This is a genomic window from Halorubrum gandharaense (assembly GCF_054654575.1).
The window spans coordinates 1,224,823-1,251,789 of the sequence record NZ_BAAIET010000001.1; the positions used below are offsets into that span (position 1 = coordinate 1,224,823).

The 26,967-nt window shown below is 67.2% G+C and carries 28 protein-coding genes and 1 pseudogene; 12 read left to right on the forward strand and 17 right to left on the reverse strand.

The window, feature by feature from the left end; translation table 11 throughout:
* Positions 1 to 11 precede the first annotated feature (11 nt).
* From ACYQ07_RS05770 to ACYQ07_RS05790, 5 genes and pseudogenes are all read left to right on the forward strand, one after another.
* Positions 12 to 380, forward strand: a complete 369-nt coding sequence (locus tag ACYQ07_RS05770) for an NAD-dependent epimerase/dehydratase family protein (RefSeq protein ID WP_459878643.1) — start codon at positions 12 to 14, stop codon at positions 378 to 380.
* Between the two features lie 51 nt (positions 381 to 431).
* The gene (locus tag ACYQ07_RS05775; protein ID WP_459878646.1) at positions 432 to 1,271 is read left to right on the forward strand and encodes an FkbM family methyltransferase; all 840 of its coding nucleotides are present in this window, start codon (positions 432 to 434) and stop codon (positions 1,269 to 1,271) included.
* A 65-nt stretch (positions 1,272 to 1,336) separates the two neighbouring features.
* Positions 1,337 to 2,842, forward strand: coding sequence for an oligosaccharide flippase family protein (locus ACYQ07_RS05780; RefSeq protein WP_459878649.1), 1,506 nt, complete (start codon positions 1,337 to 1,339; stop codon positions 2,840 to 2,842).
* 232 nt (positions 2,843 to 3,074) lie between these two features.
* Positions 3,075 to 3,677: pseudogene (locus ACYQ07_RS05785) on the forward strand (GDP-mannose 4,6-dehydratase); the annotation flags it as partial.
* Between the two features lie 49 nt (positions 3,678 to 3,726).
* A complete protein-coding gene (locus tag ACYQ07_RS05790; protein ID WP_459878652.1) occupies positions 3,727 to 4,638 on the forward strand; it encodes an NAD-dependent epimerase/dehydratase family protein in 912 nt (303 codons plus the stop codon).
* Positions 4,639 to 5,089: 451 nt separating this feature from the next.
* Here ACYQ07_RS05790 and ACYQ07_RS05795 read toward each other — a convergent pair whose 3' ends face one another.
* The 4 genes from ACYQ07_RS05795 to ACYQ07_RS05810 all read right to left on the reverse strand — a co-directional run bounded on the left by ACYQ07_RS05795 (position 5,090) and on the right by ACYQ07_RS05810 (position 6,674).
* Positions 5,090 to 5,275 carry a hypothetical protein gene (locus tag ACYQ07_RS05795; RefSeq protein ID WP_459878655.1) on the reverse strand — a complete coding sequence of 62 codons (186 nt, stop codon included), beginning with the start codon at positions 5,273 to 5,275 and terminating at the stop codon, positions 5,090 to 5,092.
* Positions 5,276 to 5,288: 13 nt separating this feature from the next.
* Positions 5,289 to 5,534 (reverse strand): hypothetical protein, encoded by a 246-nt coding sequence (locus ACYQ07_RS05800; RefSeq protein ID WP_459878658.1) that lies wholly within the window; start codon positions 5,532 to 5,534, stop codon positions 5,289 to 5,291.
* Between the two features lie 205 nt (positions 5,535 to 5,739).
* Positions 5,740 to 6,309 (reverse strand): hypothetical protein, encoded by a 570-nt coding sequence (locus ACYQ07_RS05805; protein ID WP_459878661.1) that lies wholly within the window; start codon positions 6,307 to 6,309, stop codon positions 5,740 to 5,742.
* Positions 6,306 to 6,674, reverse strand: a complete 369-nt coding sequence (locus ACYQ07_RS05810) for a hypothetical protein (protein WP_459878664.1) — start codon at positions 6,672 to 6,674, stop codon at positions 6,306 to 6,308. Before ACYQ07_RS05810 ends, ACYQ07_RS05805 begins: the two co-directional genes overlap by 4 nt.
* A 211-nt stretch (positions 6,675 to 6,885) precedes the next feature.
* Between ACYQ07_RS05810 and ACYQ07_RS05815 the strand changes: the two genes are divergently transcribed.
* Entirely contained in the window at positions 6,886 to 7,134 is a 249-nt protein-coding gene (locus tag ACYQ07_RS05815) for a toxin-antitoxin system TumE family protein (RefSeq protein ID WP_487247238.1), read from the forward strand.
* Entirely contained in the window at positions 7,127 to 7,585 is a 459-nt protein-coding gene (locus ACYQ07_RS05820; protein ID WP_459878670.1) for an HVO_A0114 family putative DNA-binding protein, read from the forward strand. The genes ACYQ07_RS05815 and ACYQ07_RS05820 overlap by 8 nt, the downstream gene beginning before the upstream one ends.
* 715 nt (positions 7,586 to 8,300) lie before the next feature.
* Here the strand turns inward: ACYQ07_RS05820 and ACYQ07_RS05825 are convergent.
* Positions 8,301 to 9,416, reverse strand: coding sequence for an MFS transporter (locus ACYQ07_RS05825; protein WP_459880238.1), 1,116 nt, complete (start codon positions 9,414 to 9,416; stop codon positions 8,301 to 8,303).
* Between the two features lie 282 nt (positions 9,417 to 9,698).
* Here ACYQ07_RS05825 and ACYQ07_RS05830 point away from each other — a divergent pair, with 282 nt between their 5' ends.
* Both ACYQ07_RS05830 and ACYQ07_RS05835 read left to right on the forward strand, forming a co-directional pair.
* On the forward strand, positions 9,699 to 11,135 hold the full coding sequence (locus ACYQ07_RS05830; RefSeq protein WP_459878673.1) for a PAS domain-containing sensor histidine kinase: 1,437 nt from the start codon (positions 9,699 to 9,701) through the stop codon (positions 11,133 to 11,135).
* A gap of 89 nt (positions 11,136 to 11,224) precedes the next feature.
* Positions 11,225 to 12,457 carry an iron-containing alcohol dehydrogenase family protein gene (locus ACYQ07_RS05835; protein ID WP_459878676.1) on the forward strand — a complete coding sequence of 411 codons (1,233 nt, stop codon included), beginning with the start codon at positions 11,225 to 11,227 and terminating at the stop codon, positions 12,455 to 12,457.
* 133 nt (positions 12,458 to 12,590) lie between these two features.
* Here the strand turns inward: ACYQ07_RS05835 and aglF are convergent, their stop codons facing one another.
* Positions 12,591 to 13,325: a UTP--glucose-1-phosphate uridylyltransferase AglF gene (aglF, locus tag ACYQ07_RS05840; RefSeq protein WP_459878679.1), complete on the reverse strand. Its 735-nt coding sequence runs from the start codon at positions 13,323 to 13,325 to the stop codon at positions 12,591 to 12,593.
* Positions 13,326 to 13,385: 60 nt separating this feature from the next.
* Entirely contained in the window at positions 13,386 to 14,207 is an 822-nt protein-coding gene (locus tag ACYQ07_RS05845) for a hypothetical protein (RefSeq protein ID WP_459878682.1), read from the reverse strand.
* Positions 14,208 to 14,361: 154 nt separating this feature from the next.
* On the opposite strand from ACYQ07_RS05845, the gene ACYQ07_RS05850 reads away from it, so the two are divergent.
* A complete protein-coding gene (locus ACYQ07_RS05850; RefSeq protein WP_459878685.1) occupies positions 14,362 to 14,970 on the forward strand; it encodes an undecaprenyl diphosphate synthase family protein in 609 nt (202 codons plus the stop codon).
* Here the strand turns inward: ACYQ07_RS05850 and ACYQ07_RS05855 are convergent.
* Genes ACYQ07_RS05855 through ACYQ07_RS05885 form a run of 7 tightly spaced genes read right to left on the reverse strand, consistent with a single transcriptional unit; the run spans position 14,940 to position 20,194 of the window.
* Complete coding sequence (locus ACYQ07_RS05855; RefSeq protein WP_459878688.1) at positions 14,940 to 15,221, reverse strand: hypothetical protein; 282 nt, start codon at positions 15,219 to 15,221, stop codon at positions 14,940 to 14,942. The genes ACYQ07_RS05850 and ACYQ07_RS05855 overlap by 31 nt on opposite strands.
* A 6-nt stretch (positions 15,222 to 15,227) precedes the next feature.
* A complete protein-coding gene (locus ACYQ07_RS05860; protein WP_459880241.1) occupies positions 15,228 to 16,028 on the reverse strand; it encodes an adenosylcobinamide amidohydrolase in 801 nt (266 codons plus the stop codon).
* A gap of 38 nt (positions 16,029 to 16,066) precedes the next feature.
* Entirely contained in the window at positions 16,067 to 17,074 is a 1,008-nt protein-coding gene (cobD, locus tag ACYQ07_RS05865) for a threonine-phosphate decarboxylase CobD (protein WP_459878691.1), read from the reverse strand.
* Between the two features lie 27 nt (positions 17,075 to 17,101).
* A complete protein-coding gene (locus ACYQ07_RS05870) occupies positions 17,102 to 17,812 on the reverse strand; it encodes an NTP transferase domain-containing protein (RefSeq protein ID WP_459878694.1) in 711 nt (236 codons plus the stop codon).
* Entirely contained in the window at positions 17,809 to 18,618 is an 810-nt protein-coding gene (locus tag ACYQ07_RS05875; RefSeq protein ID WP_459878697.1) for an adenosylcobinamide-GDP ribazoletransferase, read from the reverse strand. The genes ACYQ07_RS05870 and ACYQ07_RS05875 overlap by 4 nt, the downstream gene beginning before the upstream one ends.
* On the reverse strand, positions 18,615 to 19,577 hold the full coding sequence (locus tag ACYQ07_RS05880) for a CobD/CbiB family cobalamin biosynthesis protein (RefSeq protein WP_459878700.1): 963 nt from the start codon (positions 19,575 to 19,577) through the stop codon (positions 18,615 to 18,617). The genes ACYQ07_RS05875 and ACYQ07_RS05880 overlap by 4 nt, the downstream gene beginning before the upstream one ends.
* Complete coding sequence (locus tag ACYQ07_RS05885) at positions 19,574 to 20,194, reverse strand: HAD family hydrolase (protein WP_459878703.1); 621 nt, start codon at positions 20,192 to 20,194, stop codon at positions 19,574 to 19,576. The genes ACYQ07_RS05880 and ACYQ07_RS05885 overlap by 4 nt, the downstream gene beginning before the upstream one ends.
* Before the next feature lie 126 nt (positions 20,195 to 20,320).
* On the opposite strand from ACYQ07_RS05885, the gene ACYQ07_RS05890 reads away from it, so the two are divergent.
* Complete coding sequence (locus ACYQ07_RS05890; protein ID WP_459878706.1) at positions 20,321 to 21,493, forward strand: poly-gamma-glutamate biosynthesis protein PgsC/CapC; 1,173 nt, start codon at positions 20,321 to 20,323, stop codon at positions 21,491 to 21,493.
* A complete protein-coding gene (locus tag ACYQ07_RS05895) occupies positions 21,490 to 22,707 on the forward strand; it encodes a capsule biosynthesis protein CapB (protein ID WP_459878709.1) in 1,218 nt (405 codons plus the stop codon). Before ACYQ07_RS05890 ends, ACYQ07_RS05895 begins: the two co-directional genes overlap by 4 nt.
* 27 nt (positions 22,708 to 22,734) lie before the next feature.
* Here the strand turns inward: ACYQ07_RS05895 and ACYQ07_RS05900 are convergent, their stop codons facing one another.
* The 3 genes from ACYQ07_RS05900 to ACYQ07_RS05910 all read right to left on the reverse strand — a co-directional run bounded on the left by ACYQ07_RS05900 (position 22,735) and on the right by ACYQ07_RS05910 (position 26,919).
* On the reverse strand, positions 22,735 to 24,186 hold the full coding sequence (locus ACYQ07_RS05900; protein WP_459878712.1) for a hypothetical protein: 1,452 nt from the start codon (positions 24,184 to 24,186) through the stop codon (positions 22,735 to 22,737).
* A 173-nt stretch (positions 24,187 to 24,359) separates the two neighbouring features.
* Positions 24,360 to 25,532: a 3-dehydroquinate synthase II gene (locus ACYQ07_RS05905; RefSeq protein ID WP_459878715.1), complete on the reverse strand. Its 1,173-nt coding sequence runs from the start codon at positions 25,530 to 25,532 to the stop codon at positions 24,360 to 24,362.
* 595 nt (positions 25,533 to 26,127) lie between these two features.
* Positions 26,128 to 26,919, reverse strand: a complete 792-nt coding sequence (locus tag ACYQ07_RS05910; protein ID WP_459878718.1) for a 2-amino-3,7-dideoxy-D-threo-hept-6-ulosonate synthase — start codon at positions 26,917 to 26,919, stop codon at positions 26,128 to 26,130.
* Positions 26,920 to 26,967 lie beyond the last annotated feature (48 nt).

The following is a 26,967-nucleotide window of genomic DNA, read 5'->3' on the forward strand; positions in this document are numbered from 1 at the left end:
ACGTCTCAGGCGTGATCTCGATCTTCCGCGAGCAGGCGCTCGCCGGCGACCCGATCACGATCGAGGGCGACGGCACCCAGACCCGCGACTTCGTCCACGTCGACGACGTTGTCCAGGCGAACCTCCTCGCGGCGACCCACGACGATGCCCCCGGAAAGGCGTTCAACGTCGGCACCGGTACCCAGATCACGATCCGCGAGCTCGCGGAGGCCGTCAAGGACGCCACGAACTCCGACAGCGGGATCGTCCACGTGGACCCCCAAGAGGGCGACATCGACGAGAGCGTCGCCGACATCTCGCGCGCCCGCGAGACACTCGGGTACGAGCCGACGTACAACATTCACGACGGGATCGAGGCGTACCTCGGAGAGCGACAATGAATATGGAAATCATAACAGATATTATACCCGTCCAATAACTCAAATCCGAACGTGATATCTCTCGCCAATCGGGCTCTCTCTATCTACCGTGAGAGTGGACCACTCGTTTTAATAGAGAAAGCATTCCAAAAACTGTATTCCGAGAGTTACTACCGGGCGATGTCCGCACGGGGGCACTACTCATTAACTCTCAACGATCAAACTGTCGAGTTCTCAGCACCGACTCCAACTCTGGTGGAGCGGAACCAGAAACGCTTCCAATTTGAATTCGATGAAATCGGAGATTTCCTCGACTCGATTGAGGACGAAGACGTGGTTTACGACATTGGCGCGAATACCGGTCTTTACTCACTCTTTGCCGCGACGAAGTGTCCTCGTGGGAAAGTTGTCGCTTTCGAACCTTATCCGCCGAACGTGGAGGTGCTTCGACGGGACATTGCACGAAATAGTCTAAATAACATCAAGGTCGTAGAGTCCGCGATCTCCAACTCCGGCGGTGAGATTGAGTTCAATCAGCCTGAAGAGGACGACATTGGATACGGGTCTTCTTCGATAGACACCGACGGTACCGACGGATCGCTCACCGTGCCGACGACGACTGTGGACACGCTGGTAGAGGACAGCGAAATCCCCCCACCGAATGTCGTGAAGATCGACGTTGAGGGGGCCGAGCAACTCGTAATCGATGGAATGATGGAAACCCTTTCTGGTCCAAGTTGCCGGGTCCTCTACTGTGAAATACATCTACCGGGTGTTTCTAAACGTCCCTCAATCGAAGACTTTGGTGGCTCTCCAGATGAGCTCGAAGCGAAGTTAGAGGGTCTGGGGTTCACCGTACAACGGGTCCAGATGGAACGCGGCTCCGAACTCACAATTAAAGCAAAAAAGTGAGCCGCAGATCTCCACACGGAATACTCGTCTAACAGGATACGTCGAAGGCACACCAATAGTATATAATGAACATTGTCCGCGGTTTCATCTCTATTCTGGGTTCAAGAGTTGGTACGCTCCTTCTCGGAGTTCTCATAACTCCGCTCTTGGTCCGGTTCCTTGGTAGTGCGCGATACGGCGACTACGCGTTTCTCCTCTCCGTACTTGGCGTTGCGATGATCCTCGTAAATGCGGGGATTTTTGATGGAATGCGGAAATATATTGCAGAAGATAGGGAGAACTCGGCGTGGATTGGGCAGGTGTTCGGATTCTATCTACGTGTTGCTGTCCTACTTGGACTGCTCGCTGCTGCGGCCTTCGTTGTGTTCTCGTGGCTCGGGCTAGCTGAGAAGTTTCTTGGGACAGACTTTGAGTACTACTTCTATCTTCTCGCGCTTCTGATCGTCGCCCGACAAGCGAACTCCGTCGCTCGCGGTGGGTTGATGGGACTGGGATTGGAGGATCGGAGTGAACCACTAAAAGTGTTGAGACAGTTCCTGTTCGGTGTTTCGGCACTCTCACTCCTCTACCTTGGGTACGACGTGGGTGGAGTACTCATCGGGCACGTCCTAGCGACCGGCCTCTCTGCGGCGATCGCCTACGTCTTCCTTTTTAAACGGGTTGACGTCAGATCTGTCTTCACCCGTGTTCCGGACGACTTCCCGAAAGAGGAGCTGCTGTCGTTCAACAGTCTCAGTATCGTGTTGATTCTGTTGACCGCGTCATTATATCACGTTGATATCCTCTTTCTGCGCCTGATAACGGGCGACCAGGCAACGGGATACTATCGAGCCGCTCTCGTCATCGCGGAGTTCCTCTGGTTCGTCCCAAACGCACTACAGATGGTCCTATTACACTCCTCGTCAGAACTGTGGTCTGAAGACCGCCAGGGACGAATAACTGAGCTGTCCTCTCGGACGACGCGCTACAATCTCTCGTTAGTGCTCTTATTGGCCATTGGGCTCGCTGCACTCGCTGGCGATTTTCTTCCGTTGTACTATGGCTCTGAATTCGAGGCGTCCGTTCTCCCTCTTCTCGTGTTGCTACCCGGAGTGATAGGGTTCGCCCTCGCCCGACCGATGTTTGCTATCGGACAGGGAAAAGGTGATCTACGCATCTTGATTGTCGCGACCGGTGCCGCAGCAATCGTTAATCTCGTATTGAACGCCCTGCTTATTCCCCCCTACGGGGCGGTCGGTGCTGCCGCCGCAACCAGTATCGGGTACGGACTCATGGTCGTGTTACACACACGTGCTGCCCGTCAGATCGGTTTTGATCCGATTCAGGATCTGCGGCTGGCTCGCATCGGAATCGTTGCCATAGTCGCTGCCGTGGTCATCTTCGGAGCCGCCGCAATGATAGAGTCGTCCATTCTCTCACTCGTTGTCGTCCCACCGCTAGGATTCGTCGTCTACTCCCTCCTGACAGTCCGGTTCGGGGTTATTACTCCCGAAGAGCTTGAGCCGATTACAAAGCGACTGCCAGAGTCAGTTTGGAGATATCTCGAACCCCTACTGCGATTCCTTACATGAGGCCTCACGACGGGTCTAAAACGTGGTATCCCATTCGGGATGATCACAAGAGACAACAGATATCTGCGAAGCTCAGCACTATTTAAACACCTCACACATCACCCGATCAGTACACTCAGCAATCCTGTTTCGTCTCAGACATGCGCCATACCAACCTCAAGTCCTGGATCGAGAACTGTGTAGGCGGCGCTGAACGACAGTATTAGACGGCCGCGAGGGATCTCACCGGCTGGTTATCTACTCCTCAAGCGTTTACGCCCGAATATCACCATACGACGAGGAACACCCGAACGAGCCCGTCTCCCCCTACGGCGTCTCCAAGCTCGCCGGCGAGCACTACGCGCGCGTCTACAACGAGGTGTACGATCTCCCGACGGTCTCTCTCCGCTACTTCACCGTCTACGGGCCGCGAATGCGACCGAACATGGCGATCTCGAACTTCGTCTCCCGGTGTATGCGCGGCAAGCCGCCCGTGATCTACGGCGACGGCAAACAGACGCGCGACTTCACCTACATCGACGACATCGTCGACGCCAACCACACCCTCCTCACCGACGACAGTGCCGACGGCGAGGTGCTCAACATCGGGTCCTCCGACAACATCGACATCACGACCCTGGCGGAGGTCGTGCGCGACGAGATCGACCCGAGCCTCGAGATCGAGTACACGGAGGCACGGGAGGCCGACGCCGAACACACCCACGCGGACATCTCGAAGGCGAACGACCTGATCGACTATGAGCCCACGCGCGACATCCGGGAGGGCGTGCGCGAGTTCATCGACCGGTACGAGCAGAACCGCGACTGGTACGAGCCGCTGGTCGTCAACTCCTGATTCACGAGTACCGAATCTGTTAAACGGCTAATTGGAAAACTGAAACCAGATGACCGAGTACGACTCCGTCTGCATCACCGGCGGTGCCGGCTTCATCGGCAGCCACATCGCCGACCAGCTACACGACGACGCCACAGTCACGGTCTACGACGACCTCTCGACCGGCAACACGTCGAATCTCCCTTCCGGCGCCACCCTCGTTGAGGGCGACGTTCGCAACACGGCCCACCTCAGACAAACCGTCAAACAAGCAGACCTCGTCTTCCACCAAGCCGCCCAGGTGAGCGTCACACGCTCCATCGAGGACCCCGTCTCCAGTCACGAGACGAACCTCGACCCGATCCTCACGATCCTTGAGGCCGCCCGCGGCACGGACACGCGGGTCGTGTTCTCCTCAAGTGCCGCCATCTACGGCGAGCCAAAGTACACGCCGATCGACGAGGCCCACCCTAAAGACCCCAACTCCCCGTATGGCCTCGAGAAACTCTCGGCAGACCACTACTGCCGGCTGTATCACGACCTCTACGGCGTCGAGGCCGTCGCACTCCGCTACTTCAACGTGTACGGCCCACGCCAGCAGGCGGGCGACTACTCGGGCGTGATCTCCATCTTCCGTGAGCAGGCGCTCGCCGGCGACCCGATCACGATCGAGGGCGACGGCACCCAGACACGCGACTTCGTCCACGTGGACGACGTCGTACAGGCGAACCTCCTCGCGGCGACCTCCGAGGACGCCCCTGGAAAAGCGTTCAACGTCGGCACCGGCACCCAGATCACGATCCGCGAGCTCGCGGAGGCGGTCAAGGACGCCACGAATTCCGATAGCGAGATCGTTCACGTTGATCCCCGCGAGGGTGACATCGACGAGAGCGTCGCAGACATCTCGCATGCACGCGAGATACTCGGATACGATCCGAAGTACGACATCCACGACGGGATCGAGGCGTACCTCGGCGAGTAGCCCGAACCCCACCCGAGTCTCGCACGGTACCCGGTCCAGGCCTGAAGGTGCCTCCGCACGCCGAAACCCCCGTCTCTGTCACACGACGGCTGCTTGAGCAGGTGTGGGTGATTGACGCGGAAAACGGTCGAAGAGAGTCGAGCCGCCACCCACTCCACCGCTTCCACTAGGGTCAACGTGTGCCGGAAGCCTCCTCTCCTCCTCGCGGGCGCACTCCGCCGGGTTCGCGGGTAGACGGCTCCCTCCGCTAACAGCGGAACCGGTGGGGTGGATCCGTGGCCGCAGCGCTCCGGGGGGTGGACGCTAACAGCGGAACCGGTGGGTGGGTGTGTCGCCGGCGGCCTCGAGACCGGGGGCGAGTTCGGCAACGCGGGCGGACGCCGGCGTGACGGACGACCGCACTCTCGGTTGCGAACCCGGACACCCGTCGGAGAACGGCGGCCGCCGAGCGTCACCCTGAGCGGACCCGCAACCCCCCGGCTACTCCCCCCGCCAACGCGCCGGCGCGCTCGACGTCCGCGGGCCGGTTCACGTTCACCCGGTCCCCGAGACGAACGGTCGCCAGCGCGAACCCGGCGCGCGCCAGCAGCCCGCCCGCCTCGCTCAGCTGGATCTCACCCTCCGCGGACGGTCGCACCAGTTTGCAGGCCTCAAAAACGTCCGCCGGCAGCACGTAACACCCGGTCGTCACCGCGGGTCCCGGGCTTCTCGACGATCCGCTGCACCGCCCCGTCCTCAACGACGATCACGCCCGTCTCGGACGCCCCCTCCCGGGACACCTCCTCGACGGCGAGCACGCCGTCGCGCGCGGCGGCCTCCACGACCGTTTCGAACACCCACGCGAGCAGCGGGCGCCCGGCGACCGTCACGAGACCCTTCGGCCGGTCGGCGGTCAACTCACCCAGACGCGAACCCCTCCCGGCGGCAGGAATCACCGCTTGCATGCGCGAGTCACGGAGCAGCAGACACCTCAACCCACCGGTCCGAGTGGTCGTCACCTGGGAACGCGAGGGCGTCGGCGGGCGCCGGCAACCCCGCCCACGACCGTCACGGACTGCGGACCGACCGGCGCGTCCGCGTGGCAGCCCAGTCGCCGTCTGCTCAGTCGTCGAGACGCTCAAGTAACTGTGTGACGTACGGGCTGTGCTCCCAGCTCCGATGCACGCCGATGGTCGTGATCAATGTGCTCGCCGCTTTGTGAGTCATGTGTCCGTTGCGGGCGTAGTCACGGATAAGCCGGGGCGTCGGAACGAGACGTGGGCCCTCAAGCACCGCGTGAATGAGTGGGAAGTTCGTCCCGCCGAACTCGTCGGTGAGAAACCCGTCGACGGAACGCGCGTTCGCGAGGACGATCCCGTCGGTTTCGCCGTCGTCGAGGCCGAACGTCGGCCGCGACGCCGGGGTATCGTCACGCTCGTACGGGTCGTCGACCGTGTAGTGGGTGCGAGCCGCGAGGACGTTGCTCGCCGCGGCGGCGTGAACGTCCTGGTACTGCGTGATGTCGCGGAGCTCCGCGACCACGTCCGGCGGGACGAACACGTCACACGAGGTGAGCAGGTACTGCAACGGGTCCGGGGCGGCGGCGTCGCAAGCGGCGTCCGCACGGGGGACCGCGAGACTGACGAGGGCGCTGGTGTCGGCGACGGCGGTTTCCAGCCGTGGCCCGCTCATCGACCGTCGTCGGCTCCGGTGTCGACCGCCGTCGCGTCGCCATCGTACACGTCGACGTCGTCGGGAGCCGCAAGGTCGAGCGGTTCGCCCTCGAGGTCGGCTTTGAGGAGGCGGAGGCGCTGGGCCGTTTCGGCACCGACCAGCTGCTTGACCGTCTCGAACTCGAGTTGGTCGTCGTAGTACTTCGTCGCGACGAGTTCCCGGAACGTCTCGCTGTCGGCGGTGTCCTCGATGTACTCGCGGATGGCCTCGACGAGAAGGTCCGTCCGGTCCGTGTCGAAGAGCTCGGCGATCGCGTCGAGCCGGTCGACGAGGTACTCCGGGGACTGGAAATGCACTCGGCGTGGGTCGTCGCTCGCGCTCATTCTATGTGCAAGTTCTGCACACAGATGGATAACCGTTTCGCCGGCTGTGTGAATCCACAGTGCACCGGCCAGCGTTCGACGGCATCCCGCGAGCGCGAATCGAGAAGAGAGCCTCACCTTTATGAGATATGGCCTCATAGAACATAGTACGGGAGATAACCGGACACACCCGCTGGAGCTCAACCGGGCCGTTCCGGGTGGTCGCGTCGAGATGTTCGCCATCGAAGACGACGATTACCCCGGCGGGTGGTTCTATCGGTTTCAATATTACAATCCGGATGAAGGCGAAATACTGCGCTACGACAACGCGCACGATGACGACGACCTCGGTTGGCACCACCGACACGTCAGCTTTGGCGAGGACTCCGGGATCGCCTTCCAGAATATCACCACACACACCGCGCGCTTCTTTCAAGAAGTGGCGCAGCTCACCCACAACGAGGACACAGATCATGACTGACCCAACTGAGAACGGCTGGCCCGACAAGTACAGCGACCCCCGAGACCGCCCCCATCCGAGCGTGCTCCGCGTCACCGTGGAATCGTTCGACGAGACACGGAAGGGGACGCTCGACGCCGTCGAATCAGTCGCCGACGGTGAACGGCAGCCGGCAGTCGTCTCGTTCGGCAGTGTCGGGGACCTGCGGAAGATGCTTACCGACCGGCGGATCGAACTCCTGCGTGCGCTGATGGCGATTGACGGTGCAGCGGAGAGTATCTCCGCGCTTGCGGAGGAACTCGACCGCGACTACCACACCGTCCACGACGATGTCACGCTACTCGCCGACCACGGTCTGCTGTTTGTCGTTGAAGAGGGCAACTCGAAGCGGCCGTTCCTGCCCTACGACCGGATCCACCTCGACGTCGAGCTCGCCGGCGAGAAGGCTGGTGACGAGCGCGCGGCCGTGTGAACTGTCGGCACGATGGACCCTGCTGTTTCACCACCAGAACGTCCCCATCAACGTACGCCTCGGCCTGCAACACCGCGTGGCCTAGCCCGCGTCGTTCGCGCTGATGGACGTAGGTGATCGGCGTCCCTGCAAACGCGTCCCCAAAGCGGTCCACAATTTGAGCACCCTCATAGCCGATCACGACGACGAGCTCGACGCCGCCTGCCCGCTCGTGCCGCGTGTGGACCAAAACGGAAGGAGTTGTGTGGTTGAGCCGGTGTGACACGCTTGGTGCCGGCCTGTGGCGCTGGAAGCGTCTCCGGTGTGTCGTCGTCAACCGGATCGCGCCGGACCCGCGCCGATCCCAACACCACTCGTCGGCGACTGCGTCGACGCCACGTGGCCGTCGCGCTCGGCGGCGACGCGACCGGCGCGTCACACTCACCGGAACAACCGGTCGTCCGGACCGCCCATCGCCCGCCAGCGGGCGGAACAAACGCGTGTTTCGAACGGAACGAACCGGATAGGGCACCGCCAGTGGCGTTCGCGTATGAGCGCTGCGGAGAATCACCTTGTCGGGCGCATATTTGCCCGTAGATGGGGAGGGGGGTGGTCGTCGGGTGAACACGTCTGGAGGCAGCGAGCCGGCGTCGACTACCGACCGACATCCCCAATGCTACGCGGTGTGACGTCGGTCCCGAAACCCCCATCCCGGAACAGCCCACCGCTGCACGGCTCACGCCACCCGCGTCCCGAGCACGGTGGCGACGAACCCCACCACCACCACGCCGAACGTCAGTCCCACGGCCACGTCGAAGCTCCCGGTGAGCGCGACGCTCGCGGTTCCGAGCGGCGGCATCGCGAGCGCGCCGACCCCGCCGGCGACGTTGAAGATCCCGACGATGGCGGTGTCCTTCTCGGGGTCGAAGATCCCCATCAACAGCGGGATGTACAGCGTTGCACACCCGCCGAGCCCGAGCCCGACAAGGACGACGGCGACCGCGAGCAGCGCCCACTCGCCGGCAAACAGGAACACGATGCCGACGCCGGCGAGCGCGAGCGAGCCGAGAAACGCCCGCCGGGAGCCGATCCGGTCGGCGACGTAGCCGCCGCCGATCCGGGAGACGATGCTGACGCCGCCGATCAGCCCGAACGCCGTGGACGCGGCCGCCGCGGTCATGCCGCGGGCCGCGAACAGGTCGACCGCGTACGCCGCCAGCAGCTGGTACCACGCGAACGCCAGCCCCATCCCAACGAACAGCAGCTGGAACGACCGCCGGCCGGCGAGGCCACGTGCCCAGCCGAGCATCTCGCGGACGGACGCACCGGTGTGGCCGGCCCACGCCGGCCGCCGACAGACGACCGCGGCGAGCGCGAACGCGCCGGCCGTCACCCCGAGCACCAGCAGGAACCCCTCCTGAACGCCGGCGGTCGCCAGCGCGCGCTGCCAGACGGGCGGCAACACCGCGAGTCCGAGCCCGTTGCCGACGAAGATGAGCCCGGTCGCGGCACCGCGGCGGCGGTCGAACCACCGCGGGACGACGGAGGCGAGGAGAACGAACGCCGTCCCCAGTGCGAGCCCGAGCAGCGCGAACACCAGCGCCAGGCCGGCCAGCGAGGTGACGACGTACGGCGCCGGCGCGAGCAGCGCCGTGACGCCGGCACAGCAGCCGAGCACGACCCGTGCGGGAACCCGCGCGGCGACCACCCCGAGGATCCCGGAGCCGATGAAGAAGGTGAACAGCATCCCCGAGAAGACGCCCGACATCGCCACCGACGAGACGCCGTACGTCTCCGCGAAGGGGCCCTGGAGGATGCCGTACGACAGCGGCGTCCCGAAGGTGAACACCATCGCCACCGCGCCGACGACGGCGACGAGCCAGCTGCGACGGCCATCCGGCTGCTCCTCGTATGCGGACACGCCATGGCGTCGGGGCGGCGGGGACAAAACGGTTCGTGGTTCGGCGATGGTCGGGCTCGAAAGCCGCGCGGCGCTGTATCCTCCCCCTACTCGCTCGTTGAGAAAGGGGGCTTAGCGCACCGTCTCAGCAATACCTCACCGACCGACATGGTGAGAGCGTCACAAACGTCTGCGATCGAAAGTTTCACTCCCACACAGCAGTTATTTCGTCCAATGAGTCCCGAAGAGGCATCGGGTGAGAGGACTCAAACTGACCTCCGGGCATTTCAAAGCGCAGTCGAACAGGCGGGACACGCGATCTACTGGACCGACCGGACCGGATCCATTCAGTACGTCAACGAGGCGTTTGAATCCCAGACGGGATACACCGAGGCCGAGGCAGTGGGAAACAACGCGAACATTCTCCAGTCCGGGTATCACGACGACCGCTTCTACGAGGAACTGTGGGACACGATCCTCAACGGCGACGTGTGGAGCGGGGAGATACTCAACCGCCGGAAGGACGGCGAGACGTACATTGCAAAACAGACCATCTCACCCGTCGAGAACGCGGACGGCGATATCGTTCGCTTCGTGGCCGTCAACGAGGACGTGACCGATCTTCGAGAGGCCCAACAGGAACTCGAACTCCAGCGGAATCGGATCGAAACGCTGTTTGAGGCCGTGCCTGTGCCGATCGCACTGGTCACCTTTGACGGCGGCGAGCCGGAAGTCGCGATGCCGAACGGCGCGTTCGTCGAGATGTTCGGCACCGGGAGCGATGGGGTCGACGGAGGGTCAATCGACGACCGATTGGTCAACGAAGCGGACGCATCGAACGCCGAGCGGATCAACGACCGCGTCCGTCGAGGCGAGACAGTCCGGGAGGAAGTCGTCCGCCAGACGGAGGACGGGGAGTCCCGCACGTTTCTTTTGCACGCGACACCGCTGGCGGGCACCACAGGAGTTGAGGCGCTCGTTGCGTACGTTGACATCACGGCACAGAAACGGGCAGCGGCTAAATTGGAGCGAAAAAACGCACAGCTTGAGGAGTTTGCGGAAGTCGTCAGCCACGACCTCCGAACCCCCCTGAACGTGGCGATGGGGCATCTGGACTTCATCGAGGACGAAGCGGCAACCGAGCACGTCGCGGCCGTGCGTCAGGCACATGCACGCATGGGAGAACTCATCGAGAACATCCTCATGTTGGCACGAGAGGGTCGCGAGATCGACGACTGCGAGCATGTCGACCTAGCGAGTCTGGTGGCCGACACGTGGGAGGCGTTCCCGGCCGGAGACGCCACGCTCCGCATCGAGACGACGCGACACCTCCGCGCCGACAGGGCGCGGCTCCGGCAGCTGCTCGACAACCTGTTCCGTAACGCGATAGAGCACGCGGACGCCGGCGTGACGATCACCATCGGTGACCATCCCGGGGGCTTTTTTGTCGCCGACGACGGGCCGGGGATCCCCGAGGAGGACCGGCCAAACGTGTTCGAGTCGGGCTACACCACCACCGACGAGGGGACCGGATTCGGGCTCTCGATCGTCGAGGAGATCGCGAAGGCGCACGGCTGGGAGGTGCGTCTCACCGAAAGCGAGTCCGGCGGTGCACGCTTCGAGTTCCACGACGTCGAGCTGACCGATTCGGACGGCACCACGGACACGTGACCGTCGCTATCGAGCAGCCCCCCGATGAACAGCCGGCACGCCTGCCGGGACCGGTGGGTCCAAGCCCGTTCGTGTGAACGTCACACACGATGATCGACTTCGCGGACACCTTCGACCACGAGCACCGGGACTGTGAGCTGCTGTTCGGCCGGGGACGGGTCGCCGACCTCGGCGACCGCCTCGCCGCCGAGGGGCTCGACCGCGCGCTCGTCGTCTGCGGTGCCAACGTTGGCGCGAACGACGACCTGATGGACCCGATCCGCGAGGGGCTCGGCGACCACCACGCCGGCACCTTCGACGGGACGACGCCCGGCAAGCGGATCGAGGAGGCGACCGCCGCGCTCGAAGCGGCCCGAGAGGTCGACGCGGACGTGCTGGTGGGCGTCGGCGGCGGCAGCAGCCTCGACGTGGCTCGACAAGCCCCGCTGCTCGCGGCGGACGACCGAAGCGTCGCGGCCCTCCGCAAGGAGGCGACCGAGTCCGGTTCCGTCGCCGGCCTCTCGGCCGAGCCCGACCTCGCGACGGTCGTCATCCCAACCACGTTCGCCGGCGCCGACGTGTCAACCGGGGGCTCGTTGGAGCTGTTCGCGGCCGACGACTCGCCGACCGGCCAGCCGGTCACCGTGAGCGGCTCGGCGTGGCCCGTCTTCGACGTGCTCGACCCCGCGCTGTTCGAGACGACGCCGACGAGCGTGCTCGCCGGCTCCGCGATGAACGGCTTCAACAAGGGGATCGAAACCCCGTACGCGGCCGACGCCAACCCCGCCAGCGATGCGCCCGCGATCCACGGTCTCCGGTTCCTCGCCGACGCGCTCCCGAAGGTGGCCGGGGACGGTGGCGACGGCGGCGACGGCGACGGAGACGACACCGAGGCCACGCCCGAGGCGATGGAACGCGCGGTCGCCGGCATCGCCCTCGTCCAACTCGACCGGAAGGTGAGCGTGGTCCACGCGTTCGGCCACGGCTTCGCCCGCCGGTACGACGTCCAGCAGGGTGACGTGCACGCGGTCGTCGTCCCCCACGTGCTGGCGTACCTCTTCGAGGAGGTGGACGCCGCCCGAACCGCGCTCGCCGAGGGGCTGGGCGTCGACCACGCCGGCCGTGACGACGAGGCGGTCGCCGCCGACGTGGTCGCCGCAGTTCGAGACGTGCGCGACGCGCTCGACGTGCCGCGCCGCGCCCGCGACCTCCCCGAAGCGGACGCGGACGACATCCCCGACATCGCCGCGTTCATCGCCGATGATCCGCCGATGGAGCGCGCCCCAGCGGGGCTCGACGGCTCCGCCGAGCGCATCGAGGCCGTGCTGCGTGAGGCGTGGTGATCCCGAAAACGATCTCAAACCAACACATCGACCAGTTGGTCGACGAGTCCCGCCAAGTCCATCGCGTCGACGATGGACGCTGCGATCTGCAGTCACGCACCGCAAGCCTCGACAAGCGGGAGCCAGGAGACGCCTAGTCGTCGGCGGGCGCCGGCTGCTCTCCTGAGAGACGCTGCTCGGCTTCCTCGCGGTCCTCGGGATAACCAACGTCGATGCGCCACCCATCCAGTCCGATCGCGTCGATCGTCCGTCCGGATTGGATGAGCAGGTCGATCGCATCGGAGATCTCGTACTCGCCTCGGTCGGAGGGCTGCACGAGGTGACAGGCGTGGAAGATCGCCGGCGTAAACGTGTAGAAGCCGGTCATCACGAGATTGCTCGGCGGGTCGTCCGGCTTCTCAACCACGTCAGTGATCTCGCCGTACTGGTTCGTGTCACAGACGCCGTAGCGGGAGGCGTCCTCCCACGGCACCTCCTCGACGAGGAAGGCAGCATCCGCACGGTCCTCCTGCTGTCGGCGGACGACATCCTTGAGGTTCGCCTCGAAGATGTTGTCGCCGAGAATCAGCATGAAGTCGTCGTCGACGTGCTCCTCGACCGTCAACAGCGCATGAGCCAGCCCGTTCTGTTCGCGCTGGTGGGTGTACGTGATGGGGATTCCCTCGTACTCGTCGCCGTAGTGGTCGATGATAACCTCCTTCATGTAGCCGACGACCACGATGAGCTCGTCGGCGCCCAGTTCGATGAGCTGGTCGAAACAGTGGGTGATGAGTGGCGTGTCGTTTACTTCAACCATGCCTTTCGGCTTGTCTTCGGTGAGCGGGCGAAGACGTGTCCCTTTCCCTGCGGCGAGCACGACTGCTTGCATACCTGAACTGATTGGCAGACCGATATAAGAATTCCGGGGGTTCCGCTCCCGCGGGCCCAGTCAGTCGAACGCCAGCAGCGACAGCGGCGTCGCCTCACTGGGCAAGAACGCGCCCCGTACCAGCCCGAAGCACACGCCGAAGACGGTGCCGTACACCACGAAAGCGGCGAGGCTCCCGGCGTGAAACTGTGGGACTGCAGCACCCAGAAGCACGGGTATCACGGCCGGAACAGCGAGCATCCAGATGCCGATACAGGCCGTGGCGGCGACCACGCCCGCCGACAGCGGGTCCGAAACCACCGTTGCAGACAGAGCGAGTTCGAGCACGCCGGCCAGGACGACTCCCAAAACGAGACCGGCAAACACGACGACTAGCCCACCGGCAAGGACGCTTGAGGAGCCCACCAACCGGGCCACCGTCGGGAAGGCGTCCTGAACGCTGACGGCGACGCCGAGGGCGATCGTGGCGAGCGGGGTGGCGATCATCGTCGCACTCCACACGACGAACGCTCGCTCAAGCGGCCGGCGGGCGACGAGACTCGCCCGCCGGACGCGACCAGCCGTCCAGAAGACGCCGACGCCGACAACAAAGAAGACGATTGATCCGAACACGCTCTCGTAGTAGCGTGCTCGTATCGCAGGCCGGTCAAGCGTGTAGTGCAACCCGAACAGGTCAGCCCACGGCGTGTTGTGGAACGCATACAGCGTGTCCGCAAACACGGGTGCAATGTGGTGGATGTCGGGCGCAAGCCCCCAGACGCCTCCAACGGGGATGAGCCAGATTGCGTGCTCACGGTCGATCTCGTAGCGCAATACGAGCGGCACCGCCGACAGAAGGACCAGCGCCGCACCGACGAGAAAATGCGTGATCGCGGGGGCCATACCCGAACGGTCGTGCGACACCTTCTAAAAAGATGGGCGTCAAAACTCGCTCCGGCAAGGCGCGACGCCGGACTAAGGTCCGTCGTCCGACGTCCAGTCGGCCGGTCGGTCGAGACACGAGTGGTTTATTCCTGCGAGGACGAATATGCGGGTAGTGGGACTGTACGACGTGTACCTCGCGGCTCGCCACCGACGCCACGACGAGGACCCTCCACGACACGTTGCGCTATTGCTCACCGAGCGGGACTTGCTGGAACAGGGTGCGTACGGACGACTCGAAGCCTGTCTCGAATGGGCGGTCGAATACGGCGCCGAACGGATCACGGTGTCCGTCGCCGTTCTTGATGAGGCAGTCGTTCCAACCCTAAAAAGCGAGCTTCGGACGCTTGAGACGCCACATCCGGTTTCAGTACACGGCCCCGACGACACCAGCCACAGTGACGCACCGATCCGGATCGCGATCGGGCTCGGCGGCAAACGCGAGTTCGCGACCGCCGTCGCGAGCATCGCCGACGAGGCGGTCGCCGGCAGCCTCGATCCGGACGAGATCGACGAGGAGACGATATCCGACCGACTCGTCTTTCCGGACGAACCGGACATGCTGATCAAAACGGGGGCGGAGCGCCTCTCCGATTTCGCCATCTGGCAGTCGGTGTACTCGGAGCTCTACTTCACCGACGTGAACTGGCGGGACTTCCGCAAACGCGATTTCCTGCGGGCCGTTCTGGATTTTCAGAACCGACAACGGCGGTTCGGACGGTGAGCGACCGGCCCCTCTTGCTCCCATAACGCCCGAATCGCCCGCCACACACGCGTCTCGGTGAGCGCGCGCTTCTCGATGAGCGGCATGTCGAGCTGGTCGACGCCGAACCTGGAGAGGTCGTCGAGGACCCCGTTGACGACCGTCGACGGGGCGGCGATGGCCCCCTCACCGATCCCCTCCCCCTCCACGCCAAGCCCGTTGCGGCTGCTCGGCGTCACCGTGTGGGCCGTCTCGATCGCCGTGAGGATCACCGGGACTCACCAAGAAGTCTTCTCGTCCACCCGCCCCACCCGTGCCCGTTCGTCGGTGACGACGCCGTACGTCGCGTCACTCACGGTATCGGGGAGCGCGGCGTCCGTCTCCGGGCCGTACCGCGAGGCCAGCGACGCGGCGACCGCGTCCCGCACGCAGGCTCGCGTCGCTGCCCCGACCGCGGTCGCCGAGCCGGAGAATGCGGCGGGCTCGCCGTCGGGGTCACAGCCGACGACGACCGCGTCGCTCGTGGTCCCCGGCACGCCCGCGAGCGCGAGCAGCGTCGCCGCCTTCGCCTCCGCGGCGACCGCCACGAGGTTGGCGAGCGCGCCGGGCGAGCACGCCCGCGTGGTCCCGACGAGCAGGTTCACCGTGCCCGGTGAGGGGTGAGCGTCCTCGTGCGAGGGGGCGTCCGCATCCTCCTCCGTCGGCGCGGCAGCGGTCGCCGTGTCCGCGCCGGCGAGTGCGGGTGCGCCGTCGGTCTCGACCGGCAGGGCGGCCGGGTTCGAGACGCCCGCGGTGGCGACGACCTCGACCGGTCCCAGCCGGGCGCGGCGGGCGTGCGTCTGGTCGACGCCGGTGAGGAGCGCGGGGGCGTCCGAGGCCGGCTCGAAGCCGGCTCGGTCCACCCGGTCCGCGACGTAGGCGGCGAGGTCGCGGTCGCCCTCGTCGTCCCACTCCTCCGGGACCGTGATGTTGAACGCGGCGTCCGCGACTCGCGTCCCGCCGTCGAACCCCGTGGAGCAGAATCGGGTGTCCGGACGCGAAAGCCGACAGACGCCGTCGGCGAGCGTCACGTCGAACACCGGAGACGACTCCGGGGACGCCGGCGACGACTCCCGGCTCATACGCCGAGCGCCGCCAGCAGCCGGTCGTTCTCGGCGGGGCGGCGCACCGCGGTCCGAAGGTGGTTGTCCAGCCGGTCGAACGTGCGGGCATCTCGCAGGACGAGCCCCTCGCTGCGGGCTTCGTCGAGGACCACGTCCGGATCCGCGTCGCCCACGTCGAGCAGCAGGAAGGGGGCGTCGGAGGGGAACACCGTGAAGCGCTCCGCGAGACGGTCACGCATCCGCTTGCGCTCCGCCGCGACCTGCTCGCGGGTCTCCTCGACGAACGCCCGGTCGCGCATGCAGTGAACGCCGACCGCCGCCGCGGGCGTCGAGAGCCCCCACGACACCCGTGCCGTGTCGAGCCGGTCGCGCAGAGTGCCGGTCGCCACGAGAAAGCCGGCCCGGAGCCCGGGCAGCCCGAACACCTTGGTGAGCGACCGCGCGACGACGACGCCCGGTTCGCCCGCCATCGAGCACCGGTCGGCGTAGTCGAGGAACGCCTCGTCGACGAGCAGCGTCGTCCCCGCCGCCCGGCAGCGCTCGGCGAGCGCCCGGAGGTCGCCCGTCTCCGCGGCCTCGCCCGTCGGGTTGTTGGGCGTGCAGACGACGACGAGCGCGTGCTCGGACGGGTCGGCGTCGAGAATCGCGTCGTGTGGGACGCGCTCCACGGTCGCGCCCTGCAGCCGCGCCTCGTGGGCGTACTCACCGAAGGAGGGCGACGGCACCAGCACGGAGTCGTCGGCGGAGAGCACGACCGAGAACAGCAGCCGCATCCCAGCCAGCGATCCGGCGCTGGGGATCACCTGCCGGGGGTCACAGCCGACGTAGTCGGCCGCCGCTCCGCGAAACTCCCCGTAGTCGTCCGCCGGATACCGCCGCGAGGCCGGGAGCGCGGCGTCGTACACCTGCGCGACGCCCGACGGCGACTCCGGGTTCGTGTTCGCGCTGAAGTCGATGACGTGCGGGTCGTTCGTCCCGCCGTGGGGCACGCGCGTCGAGGCGTCCAGCGCATTCAGGTCCATGTCGAACACGTGAAGTCGTCAGCCTACCTAAACCTCCGGTTCCGCGAGCCGGCGCGCGGCGTCGAGGTCCGCCGGTCGGTTGACGTTGACGGCGAGCGATCGGCGACTCCACACGACCGTGGCGTCGGCGTCGCTCTCACTTTTCCCCCCCACGACGTTCAGTCCCGACGGCGCCACCGACTCACCGTGGTGGGTGAACGCGGTGTCGACGCTGACGCCGAGCGCGCGTTTCGTCGCGGCGGGGACACAGACCGTCAGCGACGGCTCGGACCGGTCCTGCCACGCGGAGAGGACGTCGTCGATGTCCCGCGGCCGGAGCAGCGGGAGGTCGGCGACGACCGTGAGCGCGGCCGGCTGCGGTTTCTCTGCGGTCGCATCCCCACACGCCGCCTCCAGCCCTCTGCCGAGGTCGGCGACGTACCCCTCGCCCGTTCCCGACACGAGCTCGACGGCGAGGTCCTCCCACTCGCCCGCCTTCCATCGGGTTCGCAGATACTCGGCCGTCTCGGGGGCGTCCGGCGCGGTGACCGCGTGAACCCGATTCACCCGACTACCCGAAAGCGCGTCGAGCACGCGGGCGACCATCGGCCGGCCGCCCACGCGGACCAGCGGCTTCTCGGCGTCCTCGCCGGCGTCCGCGAGCCGCGTCCCACGACCGCCACACAGCAGGACTGCGTCGGGGGTCGGAACGGGCTCCCCGCCGTCAGTCGGCGGTCGCTTCCGTCCGCCGTCGCTCACAGCACGGCCCACGCCACCACCCCCGCATGCAGCGCGACTGCCCGCCCGAGTTCGTTGGTCGCGCCCAGTACGTCGCCGCTGACGCCGCCGAGCCACGGGCGGACGCGGACCAGAATCAGCAGCGCGACCGCGGGGCCGGCAAGGAGAGCGGCGACGAGCGCCGGCAGCGCACCCGCGGGCGCCGCGAGCAGCACCGGTACCGACACCAGCGCGGCCGGCACCAGCGAGAGCGGTCCTACGTCACCCGCCACTGCCGATCCCAGCCCCTCGTGGGCGGGCGAGCCGAGACAGGCAAGCGTCGCCATCCCGAGTTTCGCCCCTACCTCCGCGGCGAGCACGATCCGGAAGGCGGTCGTTCCCGTCACGGATCCCGTCCCGCCCGCGCCCCCCGCGCCGCCCACGAATCCGGTGGCGAGCGCGAGCGCGCCGAGCGTCGTCACGAGCAGAGTGAGGCCAAGCGCGAGTGCGCCACCCACGCCGAGCGCGGCGTCCTTCAGCACCTCGACGCGGCGCTCCGGGTCGTGGGCGGCGACGGCGTCGCCGAGATCCGCCAGCCCGTCGGCGTGCGTGACGCCGCCGACGAGGTAGATGACCACGAGATAGCCGGCGGCCGCCGTCCACGGCGAGGGTGCGAGAAACGCGAGCCCGGCCAGCCCGCCGATCAGCGCGCCGACGACGGGAAGCGTCCACGGCGAGCGCCGGAAGGCGTCGAAGTCCGCGGGCGCTCCGCCGGGGACCGGAATCCGCGTCAGAAACGTCACCGCGCCACGGAGCGCGTGCATCGGGTTTGCGGGACGCCGGCTCATGCCGATCCGCTCACCCCCACGACGAGGACGGACAGCGCGGATAGCAGCACGGCGAGCCAGCCGGCTCGGGAGACGACATCAACGCCCTCGTCGGCCGTCGACCCGTCCGGAAGCGGGCGGTCGCCGAACAGCGTGTACGTGTTCGGTTTCTCGAACCGGCAGCCGAGGACGGCCGCCAGCGTCGCCATCGGCCAGCCGGAGTTTGGCGAGGACGGCACCCGCGCCGCCGTGCGCGCCCGGCGGAGCGTTCGCAGGGGCGTCCGGGGCGTCGAGACGGCGACGAGCAGCAGCGCCGACGCCCGCGCGGGCAACCACATCACGGCGTCGTCGAGGCGGGCTGGCGGACCGCCGGCGCCGCGGTGCGGGTAGCCGAGCATGGAGTCGAGCGTGTTGACGGCCTTCACCCACGCGGCCGCGCCGGCGGCGAGCGCGAGCGTCGTGGTTCCCGTAACCCCCGCCACAGCCGCCAGCACGACGACCACGACGAACGCCCCAAGCGGCGCCACCAGCCCGTCCGCGAGGTTCTCCGCGGCGCTCTCGACGGCGGCGGAGCGAACCTGCCCCGCGGAGAGCGCGGCGGCGTCGCGACCGGCCAGCGCACGCAGCTCCTCGCGGGCGGCGTCGAGGTTCGTGTCGGCAAGCGCAGCGACCTCCCGAGCCGTCTCGACGAGCATCCGGTGGCTGATGGCGACGGAGAGGACGAGCCCGGCGGCAACCGCCGGGAAAACCGGGTGGCCCACGCCGGCGACGACGACACCTCCAGCAGCAACGACCGCCGCAAAAAGGGGAACCAGCACCGCGAACGCGACGCCGGTTGCGGGCGTGTCGGGAAGCCGGTCGTCGAACCACGCGACTGCCGATCCGAGCCACGCCACGGGGTGGAGCCGAGCCGGCGGCTCCGCGAACAGCCGGTCGAGCGCGGCGGCGAGCGCGACGGCGCCGGCCGCCGCAAACGTCACGGCTCGGCCTCCAGATCTCCCGCGAACGTCGTCAGCGGCGTCTCCGTCACGTCGACGAACCGGCCGCCGACCTCGACGATCCCGCCGTCCGTCTCGGGGTCGTCGCCCACGTGCGTCAGCGCCGACGGCTCGACACCGAGCGCCTCGGCGGCGGCCTCGAACGCCTTCGCGTGGGGTTTGCGCCAGCCGCACGCCACGCTGGTCGTGACGGCGTCGAACTCGCCGCGCAATCCGGCGCGGATCAGCGTTCGGGGCGCGAGTTCGGGCACTGCACAGTTGGAGAGTACGCCGACGGGACCGCGCTTTCCGGCCGCCGCCACTGCCTCCGCGGCGCCCTCGCGAAGGGTTACCTTGGGGTCGAAGGCGGCGACGACCGCGTGCCGCGCGACGTTTTCGGGGGCGTCGACGCCACGGGAAGCGAGGGCGCGAGCCACGTGCGCCGGTAGGGGAACCTCGGCGCCGGCGGGCGCCTCGACGTGCATCTCGCCGTAGGCGACGTGCCAGTCGTCGGGCACGTCGACGCCGCGCGACTCCAGCTCCCGGGCGACGACCTCCGCTGGGTCCGTCGGATAGTCGACGTCGACGAGCGTGCCGAACAGGTCGAAGGTTACTGCCACGATGGCTGTAGATAGGGGAACGTCGGGATTCAACCTGTCGGTCAGTGAGGTGGGCGGATGGCGGACAAGGTGACCGGGAGGTGACGATTCTGAAGGGCTTATTGGAGGGGCCGTCGTCACGACGGTATGCTCGCCGCAGGCAGCGTGATGATCCTTGGCGTGACAGCCATCGCCCTCGTGTCGCAGGCCACGGGGCTCCGCGTCGGCGGCGTGATGGTCATCCCGCTCGTCGCGGTCTACACGTTCCTGGAGCCGTGGACGCCCATCGTCTTCCTGCTCGCATGGGGCGCCGCGTACGGCGCGCTCCACGTGGTGCGGAGCGCGACGCTCCACCACGGACGGCGGCCGCTGCTGATCGCCATCGCCGTCGGGGCGCTCACGAGCATCTCGTTCGTGGGCATGCTCGACCTGTTCACCGGGTGGTCGGTGGCGTTTCACGAGGCGGAGATCGTCGGAAGCATCTTCCCCGGCATCGCCGCGTACAACGTGATGCGGCTCGACCCCGACCGTCGCATCACCGACCTCGCGATTGCAGTCGGGATCTACGCCACGCTCGTCGTCGCCGGCGCGGTGCTGCTTCTCGCCACGCCGCGGGTGCCAGTCGAACTCCCGGCCGTGCTGTTCGCGAACGACGTTGCCGCTGTCGGGTGGCTCGGGCTCGAAGCGCCCCGGAGTCGCTTCCCGCGGATCATGTCACAGTGGCTCGTCGCCGGACTGATCCTCGGCGACGTGGTCATCTACGAGTGGGTGCGTGCCCGGTACGCCGTCCCCCTGTCGGGCGTGATCCTCGTCCCGCTGCTGGCGGTGTTCTCCGCCCGGATGGACGTGGCGTTTCTGTTGTACGCCGTGTTGGCGACGGCGACGTTCGTCGCCGTGACGGGGCTCCACTGGTTCACGCTCCTGTACGGTCGGAACCTGCTGGCGCTCGCGCTCGTCATCGGCACCGGGTTGGCGTTTCTGCTCGGGTTAGTGACGCCGGAGGCGCCGGGGCTGCTCGTCTTCTTCGTCGGGCTGTTCGCGGCCGTCGGCGCGTACAACCTCCACCGGACGTCACCGGGCCAGCGAGCCGCGAACGTCCTGCTCAGTGCCGGGCTGTTCGTGCTGCTGTACGGCACCATCCTCGTCATTGTGGAGCCACCCGCCAGCGGGCTCGCCTCCCCGTTCCGGTGGTACCACGTCGCGACCGGCGGCGTCACGCTCGCGCTCGCCGGGCGCGAACTGCTCCGACTGGAACGGGGTCGTCCGGACGCCGATGCGATCGACGACGCTTCCGTGTTCTCGGGAGGCGGATTGCGATGAGTGACGACCCCTCAGGCAGGGCGGCCTCCCCCGGCTGGCTCCGGTCGGCCGCGCGGCGCGGCGCCCGCTCGCTTCGCGGCGTGACACGCATCGTCGGCAGGGGCCCGAGCCACTTCCAGCGGGTCCACGCCGCCGACCACCGCGTCGTCGTCTCCGGTGCTCGCGGGAAGTCCACGCTGGTGCGGTGGCTTCACGACGCGCTCGTCGACGACGGCGTGGACACGTTCGCGAAGATCACCGGCGACCACCCGGCCATCCTTCGGAACGAGGAGGAGACGCCGATCGAGCGCGGTCACGTCACCCGACTGTACGAGAACGAGCGACTGTACGCCGAACACGGCCCCGCGACGGCTATCGTCGCGGAGAATCAGGGGATCCGGGAGTACACCACGCGGCTGGCCAACGAGCTCTGGGACCCGCAGGTCGTCGTCCTGCTCAACGTGCGGCGCGACCATCTCGGCACGCTCGGCGACGACCTTGCCGACCTCGTCCGGGCGTTCGCCCGCACCGTTCCCGACGACTGTCACGTCGTCTGTGGCGACCGTAATCCCGCGATCGCCGACTACCTCGAAAACCGGCTGGCCGAGCGAGGGGTCGGATTCACCCACGTCGACCCGCCCGACGAGTACGACGTGCTCGGCGCCCGTACCGCGTTCGCCGTCGACACCGTCCTCTCTGCGGTCGGCGCCGAACCCGCGGGCCGCGACTACGCCCTCGAACGGCTCTCCGAGCTCCGCACCGCATGGACGTGGCGGCGGCTTTCGGACGGCGGACTGGTCTGTAACGCCGCCGGACTCAACGACGTGGAGAGCACCGAACACCTCCGAAGACACCTCGTGGAGGCGCTCGACGAGCCGACCGTCGAGCCGGTGTGTTACCTTCGGCGAGAGCGTGCGGGCCGCACCGCCTCCTTCATCCGGTACGCCGAGTGGCTCCACGGGAACGGTCTCGTCGAGCGCGTCCACGTGACGGGAACGCACACGGACCTGTTCAAGCGGCGCGCGGACGTGCCCGTCGTCGTCCATGAGGACAAACCAGAGCGCGCCAGCGAAGTGCTCGATGCCGCGCTCGCGTACGGAAATCCCGTCGTCTACATGGCGAACACGGTCGCGGAGTTCATGCGGCAGACCGAGGAGGTGCTCGACGACCGCACCGTCGACCGCGTCGTCGCCGACGACTGGGATCTGACGGGGACGGTCGACGAGGGTGACTGACCCCCCGAGCGGCTCCCGGCTCCCGAGCTACTCGTTGCCGGAGTCGCGCGGATGGCCGGTGGCGTACACCGCCGCCTCCGAGCCGTCCGACAGCGCGAAAGTGACGACGAGGTCGGCCTCCTCGCGGGAGTTCGTGAAGCCGGTGAGCTCGACGCCGCGGTTCCAGCGGAACTGCTCGAGCTGCACCCACGAGTTCGATACGGTCCCGCTCCCGTCGAACTCGTACTCCCGGCCATCCAGCCGAAGCGGCTCGTCGGCGTCGTACACCAGTCCTGCCTCGTAGACGGAGAAGGTGTGTCCGTGGTCCGTCGAGTCAAGCCCCTCGAGGTCGTTGCGGGCATCCACCGAGAAGCCAGTCACCTCGACCGACTCCTCCGGGTGAACGCGGAAGGAGAGGTGCGTGCCGCTGGCTCGCGGATTGGAGGCGGGAAGCCGGCGCGGCTCCGTCTCCACCTCGTCGCCGAAGCCACCGGGACGCACGCGGGCGGATCCGAGGATCCGGTCCTCATTCCGGGTCTTCCCCACGAGGAAGCCGCGCTCGTGGCCCGTGGTGAAGCCGGCCTCCTGGACCGAGAACTCCGCGAGGAACCGTCCGCCCTGTCGCTCGACCGACTGGGGCTGGGCGCCGTTCCCCTCGACGAGCGCGTCGCGCGACCCGAAGTAGAGCTCCTCGGAGAGGTCCTCCGGGTCGGCTGACTCACCCTCGACCGCCGACACCTCGACCTCGATACGCCCCTCCTCCGCGTAGGGGTCGAAGACGGGCTGTTCGCCCGGCATCACCGTGGCGTCCACGTCGCGGATCGGCTGTGAGCGCGGGCGGATCGTGACGGGTCGGTCCATGTCGAGCTGGTAGCGCCGAATGGACGGCTCCTCGCCGGGCTCGTGCGGCTCCGGCTGTGAGAGTGCCACCCAGCCGCCGACGCCCGAGGAGAACTCCCGCGGGGTCACCGTGATCTCGAAGTCCTCCTCGAACCGGCCCCAGAACGCCCCGCCGTCGGTGCGGTCGGCGCCCCACCGCCAGTGGACGCGCTGTTGGTCGTCGGTCTCGAAGTCCTCGTCGATGCGCGGCGGGTCGTCACGCACCGCCCACTCGCCGCTGTCGAAGTCGACGCCGTCGATGGTGATGTCGGCCCGTCCGCCCCAGTCGGCCTCGGGATGGCCGTGGAGGAAGACGAGACTCGGGTGCATCTCGCCGTCGTACATGAACAGCCGGCTCACGTGTTTGCGGTCCGTGATGTCGCGGGAGAGCTCCGCGCTGTTCCGGTTCGCCTCGTTGTAGCCGTAGAACTCGCGGACGTTCTCGTCGGCGTGGTCGACGGGGTCGAGCGGGAACCGGAGGAGGCCCTGCTGAACCTCGTAGGCCGGTCGGTCGTTGTCGTCGTCGTCGAGCGCGAAACTGCCGAGTCCGACGGCACCGAGCCCGACGACGGCGCTCGCGGAGAGCAGCGAGCGTCGCGAGAGGGCTCTCTCGGATGTCATTGACTATTAGAAAATTGACGAGGAAAACGGAAAACGGTGGTGGCCGGCGGGGTCGTTCGCCTGTGGAACACAGGCAGGCAACCGTCACGGACGGGATTTCGGCGTGTGCCGAGCATCATTCGTCACTCGGCTCGCGGCTACGCCGCTCGCCTTTCGAGGCGCAAAGCGCCTCGCTACTTCTCGATGATACTCTCCTCAACCGCCTCGCCGAAGTGCCGCGCCACGTCCTCGTAGTAGACGAGCGCCTCGTCGCCGGCCTCCAGGTCGGTGACGGCCTTCTTGCCCGCGCTCGTCGCCACCTTCACCGTCTCGGCGTTCTGGATCAGCGTCTCCACCTGGTCGACGCCGTCCTCGGTCTCCACCTCGGCCTGGAGCCGGAACATCGGCCGCTTTTCGATCTTCACGCGCCCGACGACCGCCTCGCGGGTGTGGCCCTGCGTGTCGACGATCTGCACCTCGTTGCCCGAGGTCAGCTCCGCGAGGTAGTTGGTGCCGCCCTCGGCATTGCGGACGTACGCGTGGACCGCGCCGGCGTTGACCCGAAACGGGCGCGACTCGACGTACGGCGACTCCGCCGTCTCCGCGTGGACGAAAAAGAGCCCGCGGGACATCGAGCCCACGAGCATCCCCTCGTCGTCGTCCATCAGCGAGCCGGTGTCGATGCAGACGCGGTCGGCCATCCCCGTCTGCTCCACCTTCGTCACCTCGGCGTACTGGAGGTCGAGCTGCTCGCGGTCGGCGGCGTCGCGCGCCTCCACCGCGCCCCGGATCTCGTCCGGCGAGTCCGTGTCGAGGAGGACGCCGTCCGCGCCGATCTCCAGCGTCTCGAAGGCCGTCTGCGCCTCCGCGGCCGTCGTCGCCCCCGCGATCAGGTGCGTCTCCTCGCCCACGCGGGCGATCAGGTTCTCCAGCGGGATGATCGACCAGTCCTCGCCGACGATGACGGTGTAGTCGGCCACCTCCGCAGCCTCCTGCGCGAACGCCTCGTACTCCGTGCCGAGCACGCGAACGTACGCGCCCTGCGCGCGGTCGTCGCGCCGGCGAAGCGTCGAGAGGTCCGCCGAGCCCGAGAAGTCGTTCGGGAGGTCGATGGTGCCGTCGCCCTCGCCGTCCTTCCCGACGAAGTAGGCGTCGGCCGCCGCCGCCTCGTCGTCGCCGTCAACCACGTCGGCGTCCGAGAGGAACGCCGCCACGTTCACGTCGCCGAGCTCGCGGACGCGCTCGACGTCCGACTCGTCGACGAGCACCCAGTCGACGCCCGCCTCGATGCCGGCCGTGATGCGCCGCTTCCGCGTCTCCCAATCGCCGACGCTGCCGTCGGCTTTGATCCAGACCGTGCGTGTCATTACCGGAGCATCACGTCGCCGGGGCTTGAAAACTGCGGAACCCGCAGCGAGACGGAAACGGGCGCGACGACGACTCAACCAGCACCGTGGCGCGCCCGCGAGCGCCCAACGGGCGCGAGCGGACCGCGAGGGAGGCGGGCGCCCGCCGGCGCTGCGTTGCGGTCCGCCGGCGGGCGCTCCGCCGAGGTTGGGGAGGCGTGAGGTGCGGGTGCGGGGCGGTCGGGTGGGACTCAAAGGGGCAGCAGGCTCCGGGAAGACGGGCGACGTAAGCACTCAAAAGGCCGGGCGGTGCTGAGAGGCCTTTTGAGCGCGCAGCGAGCGCATCGACCGGAGCCGTCTGGGGCTTTGGAGGTGTTTGCCGTCGTGCTCACGCAGACAACCACTTATCAGGAGCCGACTTGGGCTTTGCGGGCGTTCGCCGGCGTTCGCACACCACCAACCGCTTATAAGGCGGCGACGGAGGCCACAGAAGCGTCCGCTGTCGCGTTCATCACGCTTACCGCTTATAAGAGGACGACCAAGCCTCAAAAGCCGTTCTCCGACTCACTCACGCCAAAACCTGTTTATAAGCCCCTTATAAGCCCTTCAACCCGCCTTATACGTCCAGAAAGCCGCCCGCCGCAAGCGCCTCGTCGACGCCCTCGTCGTCGTGGACGACCGCCGACACCGCGGTCGCGATCGCCTCGGGCTGGTCGTGCTGGAAGATGGAGCGGCCCATCGAGACACCGGCGGCGCCGCCGTCCATCGCGCCGCGGACCATCTCCACGGTCTCGCGGTCGGTGCCCTTCGAGCCGCCGGCGATGACGACCGGGAGCCGGGTCGACTCCGTGACGCGCTCGAAGGAGTCGCCGTCACCGGAGTAGCCCGTCTTCACCACGTCGGCGCCGAGCTCCTCGGCGAGCCGGACGGCGTGGCCCAGCGACTCGGGATCTGCCGAGTCGACGCCCGGCCCGCGGGCGTACGCCATCGCGAGCACGGGGAGGCCGAACCGGGAGGCCTCCTCGGAGAGCTGCGCGAGGTCCTCGATCTGCTTCGGCTCGTAGTCGGAGCCGACGTTGATGTGCATCGAGACGGCGTCCGCGCCGGCGCGGATCGCCTCCTCGGCGGTCGCCGTCATCCGCTTGTCGTTCTCGTCAGGGCCGATCGTCGTCGAGGCGTTGGCGTGGACGATGTAGCCCGCGCCGTTCTTGTTGTCGTGGACGCGCGGCGCAACGCCCTTCTGGGTGAGCACGGCGTCGGCGCCGCCGGCGGTGACGCCGTCGATGGTGGACTCGATGTCGACGAGCCCTTTGACGGCGCCCATCGTGATCCCGTGGTCCATCGGGACGATGAGGTAGCGGTCGTTGGTGGAGATGCGGTCGAGTCGTGCGGCGAGTCCTGCTGTCATGTGCGTGTGAGAGAGTGTCGTGAGAGGGTGGCCGGGAGACGGTTCATC

What these genes read in the sequence shown, in the direction of transcription:
- ACYQ07_RS05780 (WP_459878649.1), top strand. Translation starts at nt 1,337, where the DNA reads ATGAACATTGTCCGCGGTTTCATCTCTATTCTGGGTTCAAGAGTTGGT.
- ACYQ07_RS05790 (WP_459878652.1), top strand. Translation starts at nt 3,727, where the DNA reads ATGACCGAGTACGACTCCGTCTGCATCACCGGCGGTGCCGGCTTCATC.
- ACYQ07_RS05805 (WP_459878661.1), bottom strand. Translation starts at nt 6,309, where the DNA reads ATGAGCGGGCCACGGCTGGAAACCGCCGTCGCCGACACCAGCGCCCTC.
- ACYQ07_RS05810 (WP_459878664.1), bottom strand. Translation starts at nt 6,674, where the DNA reads ATGAGCGCGAGCGACGACCCACGCCGAGTGCATTTCCAGTCCCCGGAG.
- ACYQ07_RS05815 (WP_487247238.1), top strand. Translation starts at nt 6,886, where the DNA reads ATGTTCGCCATCGAAGACGACGATTACCCCGGCGGGTGGTTCTATCGG.
- ACYQ07_RS05820 (WP_459878670.1), top strand. Translation starts at nt 7,127, where the DNA reads ATGACTGACCCAACTGAGAACGGCTGGCCCGACAAGTACAGCGACCCC.
- ACYQ07_RS05825 (WP_459880238.1), bottom strand. Translation starts at nt 9,416, where the DNA reads ATGGTGTTCACCTTCGGGACGCCGCTGTCGTACGGCATCCTCCAGGGC.
- ACYQ07_RS05830 (WP_459878673.1), top strand. Translation starts at nt 9,699, where the DNA reads ATGAGTCCCGAAGAGGCATCGGGTGAGAGGACTCAAACTGACCTCCGG.
- ACYQ07_RS05835 (WP_459878676.1), top strand. Translation starts at nt 11,225, where the DNA reads ATGATCGACTTCGCGGACACCTTCGACCACGAGCACCGGGACTGTGAG.
- aglF (WP_459878679.1), bottom strand. Translation starts at nt 13,325, where the DNA reads ATGCAAGCAGTCGTGCTCGCCGCAGGGAAAGGGACACGTCTTCGCCCG.
- ACYQ07_RS05845 (WP_459878682.1), bottom strand. Translation starts at nt 14,207, where the DNA reads ATGGCCCCCGCGATCACGCATTTTCTCGTCGGTGCGGCGCTGGTCCTT.
- cobD (WP_459878691.1), bottom strand. Translation starts at nt 17,074, where the DNA reads ATGGACCTGAATGCGCTGGACGCCTCGACGCGCGTGCCCCACGGCGGG.
- ACYQ07_RS05875 (WP_459878697.1), bottom strand. Translation starts at nt 18,618, where the DNA reads ATGAGCCGGCGTCCCGCAAACCCGATGCACGCGCTCCGTGGCGCGGTG.
- ACYQ07_RS05890 (WP_459878706.1), top strand. Translation starts at nt 20,321, where the DNA reads ATGCTCGCCGCAGGCAGCGTGATGATCCTTGGCGTGACAGCCATCGCC.
- ACYQ07_RS05895 (WP_459878709.1), top strand. Translation starts at nt 21,490, where the DNA reads ATGAGTGACGACCCCTCAGGCAGGGCGGCCTCCCCCGGCTGGCTCCGG.
- ACYQ07_RS05900 (WP_459878712.1), bottom strand. Translation starts at nt 24,186, where the DNA reads ATGACATCCGAGAGAGCCCTCTCGCGACGCTCGCTGCTCTCCGCGAGC.
- ACYQ07_RS05905 (WP_459878715.1), bottom strand. Translation starts at nt 25,532, where the DNA reads ATGACACGCACGGTCTGGATCAAAGCCGACGGCAGCGTCGGCGATTGG.
- ACYQ07_RS05910 (WP_459878718.1), bottom strand. Translation starts at nt 26,919, where the DNA reads ATGACAGCAGGACTCGCCGCACGACTCGACCGCATCTCCACCAACGAC.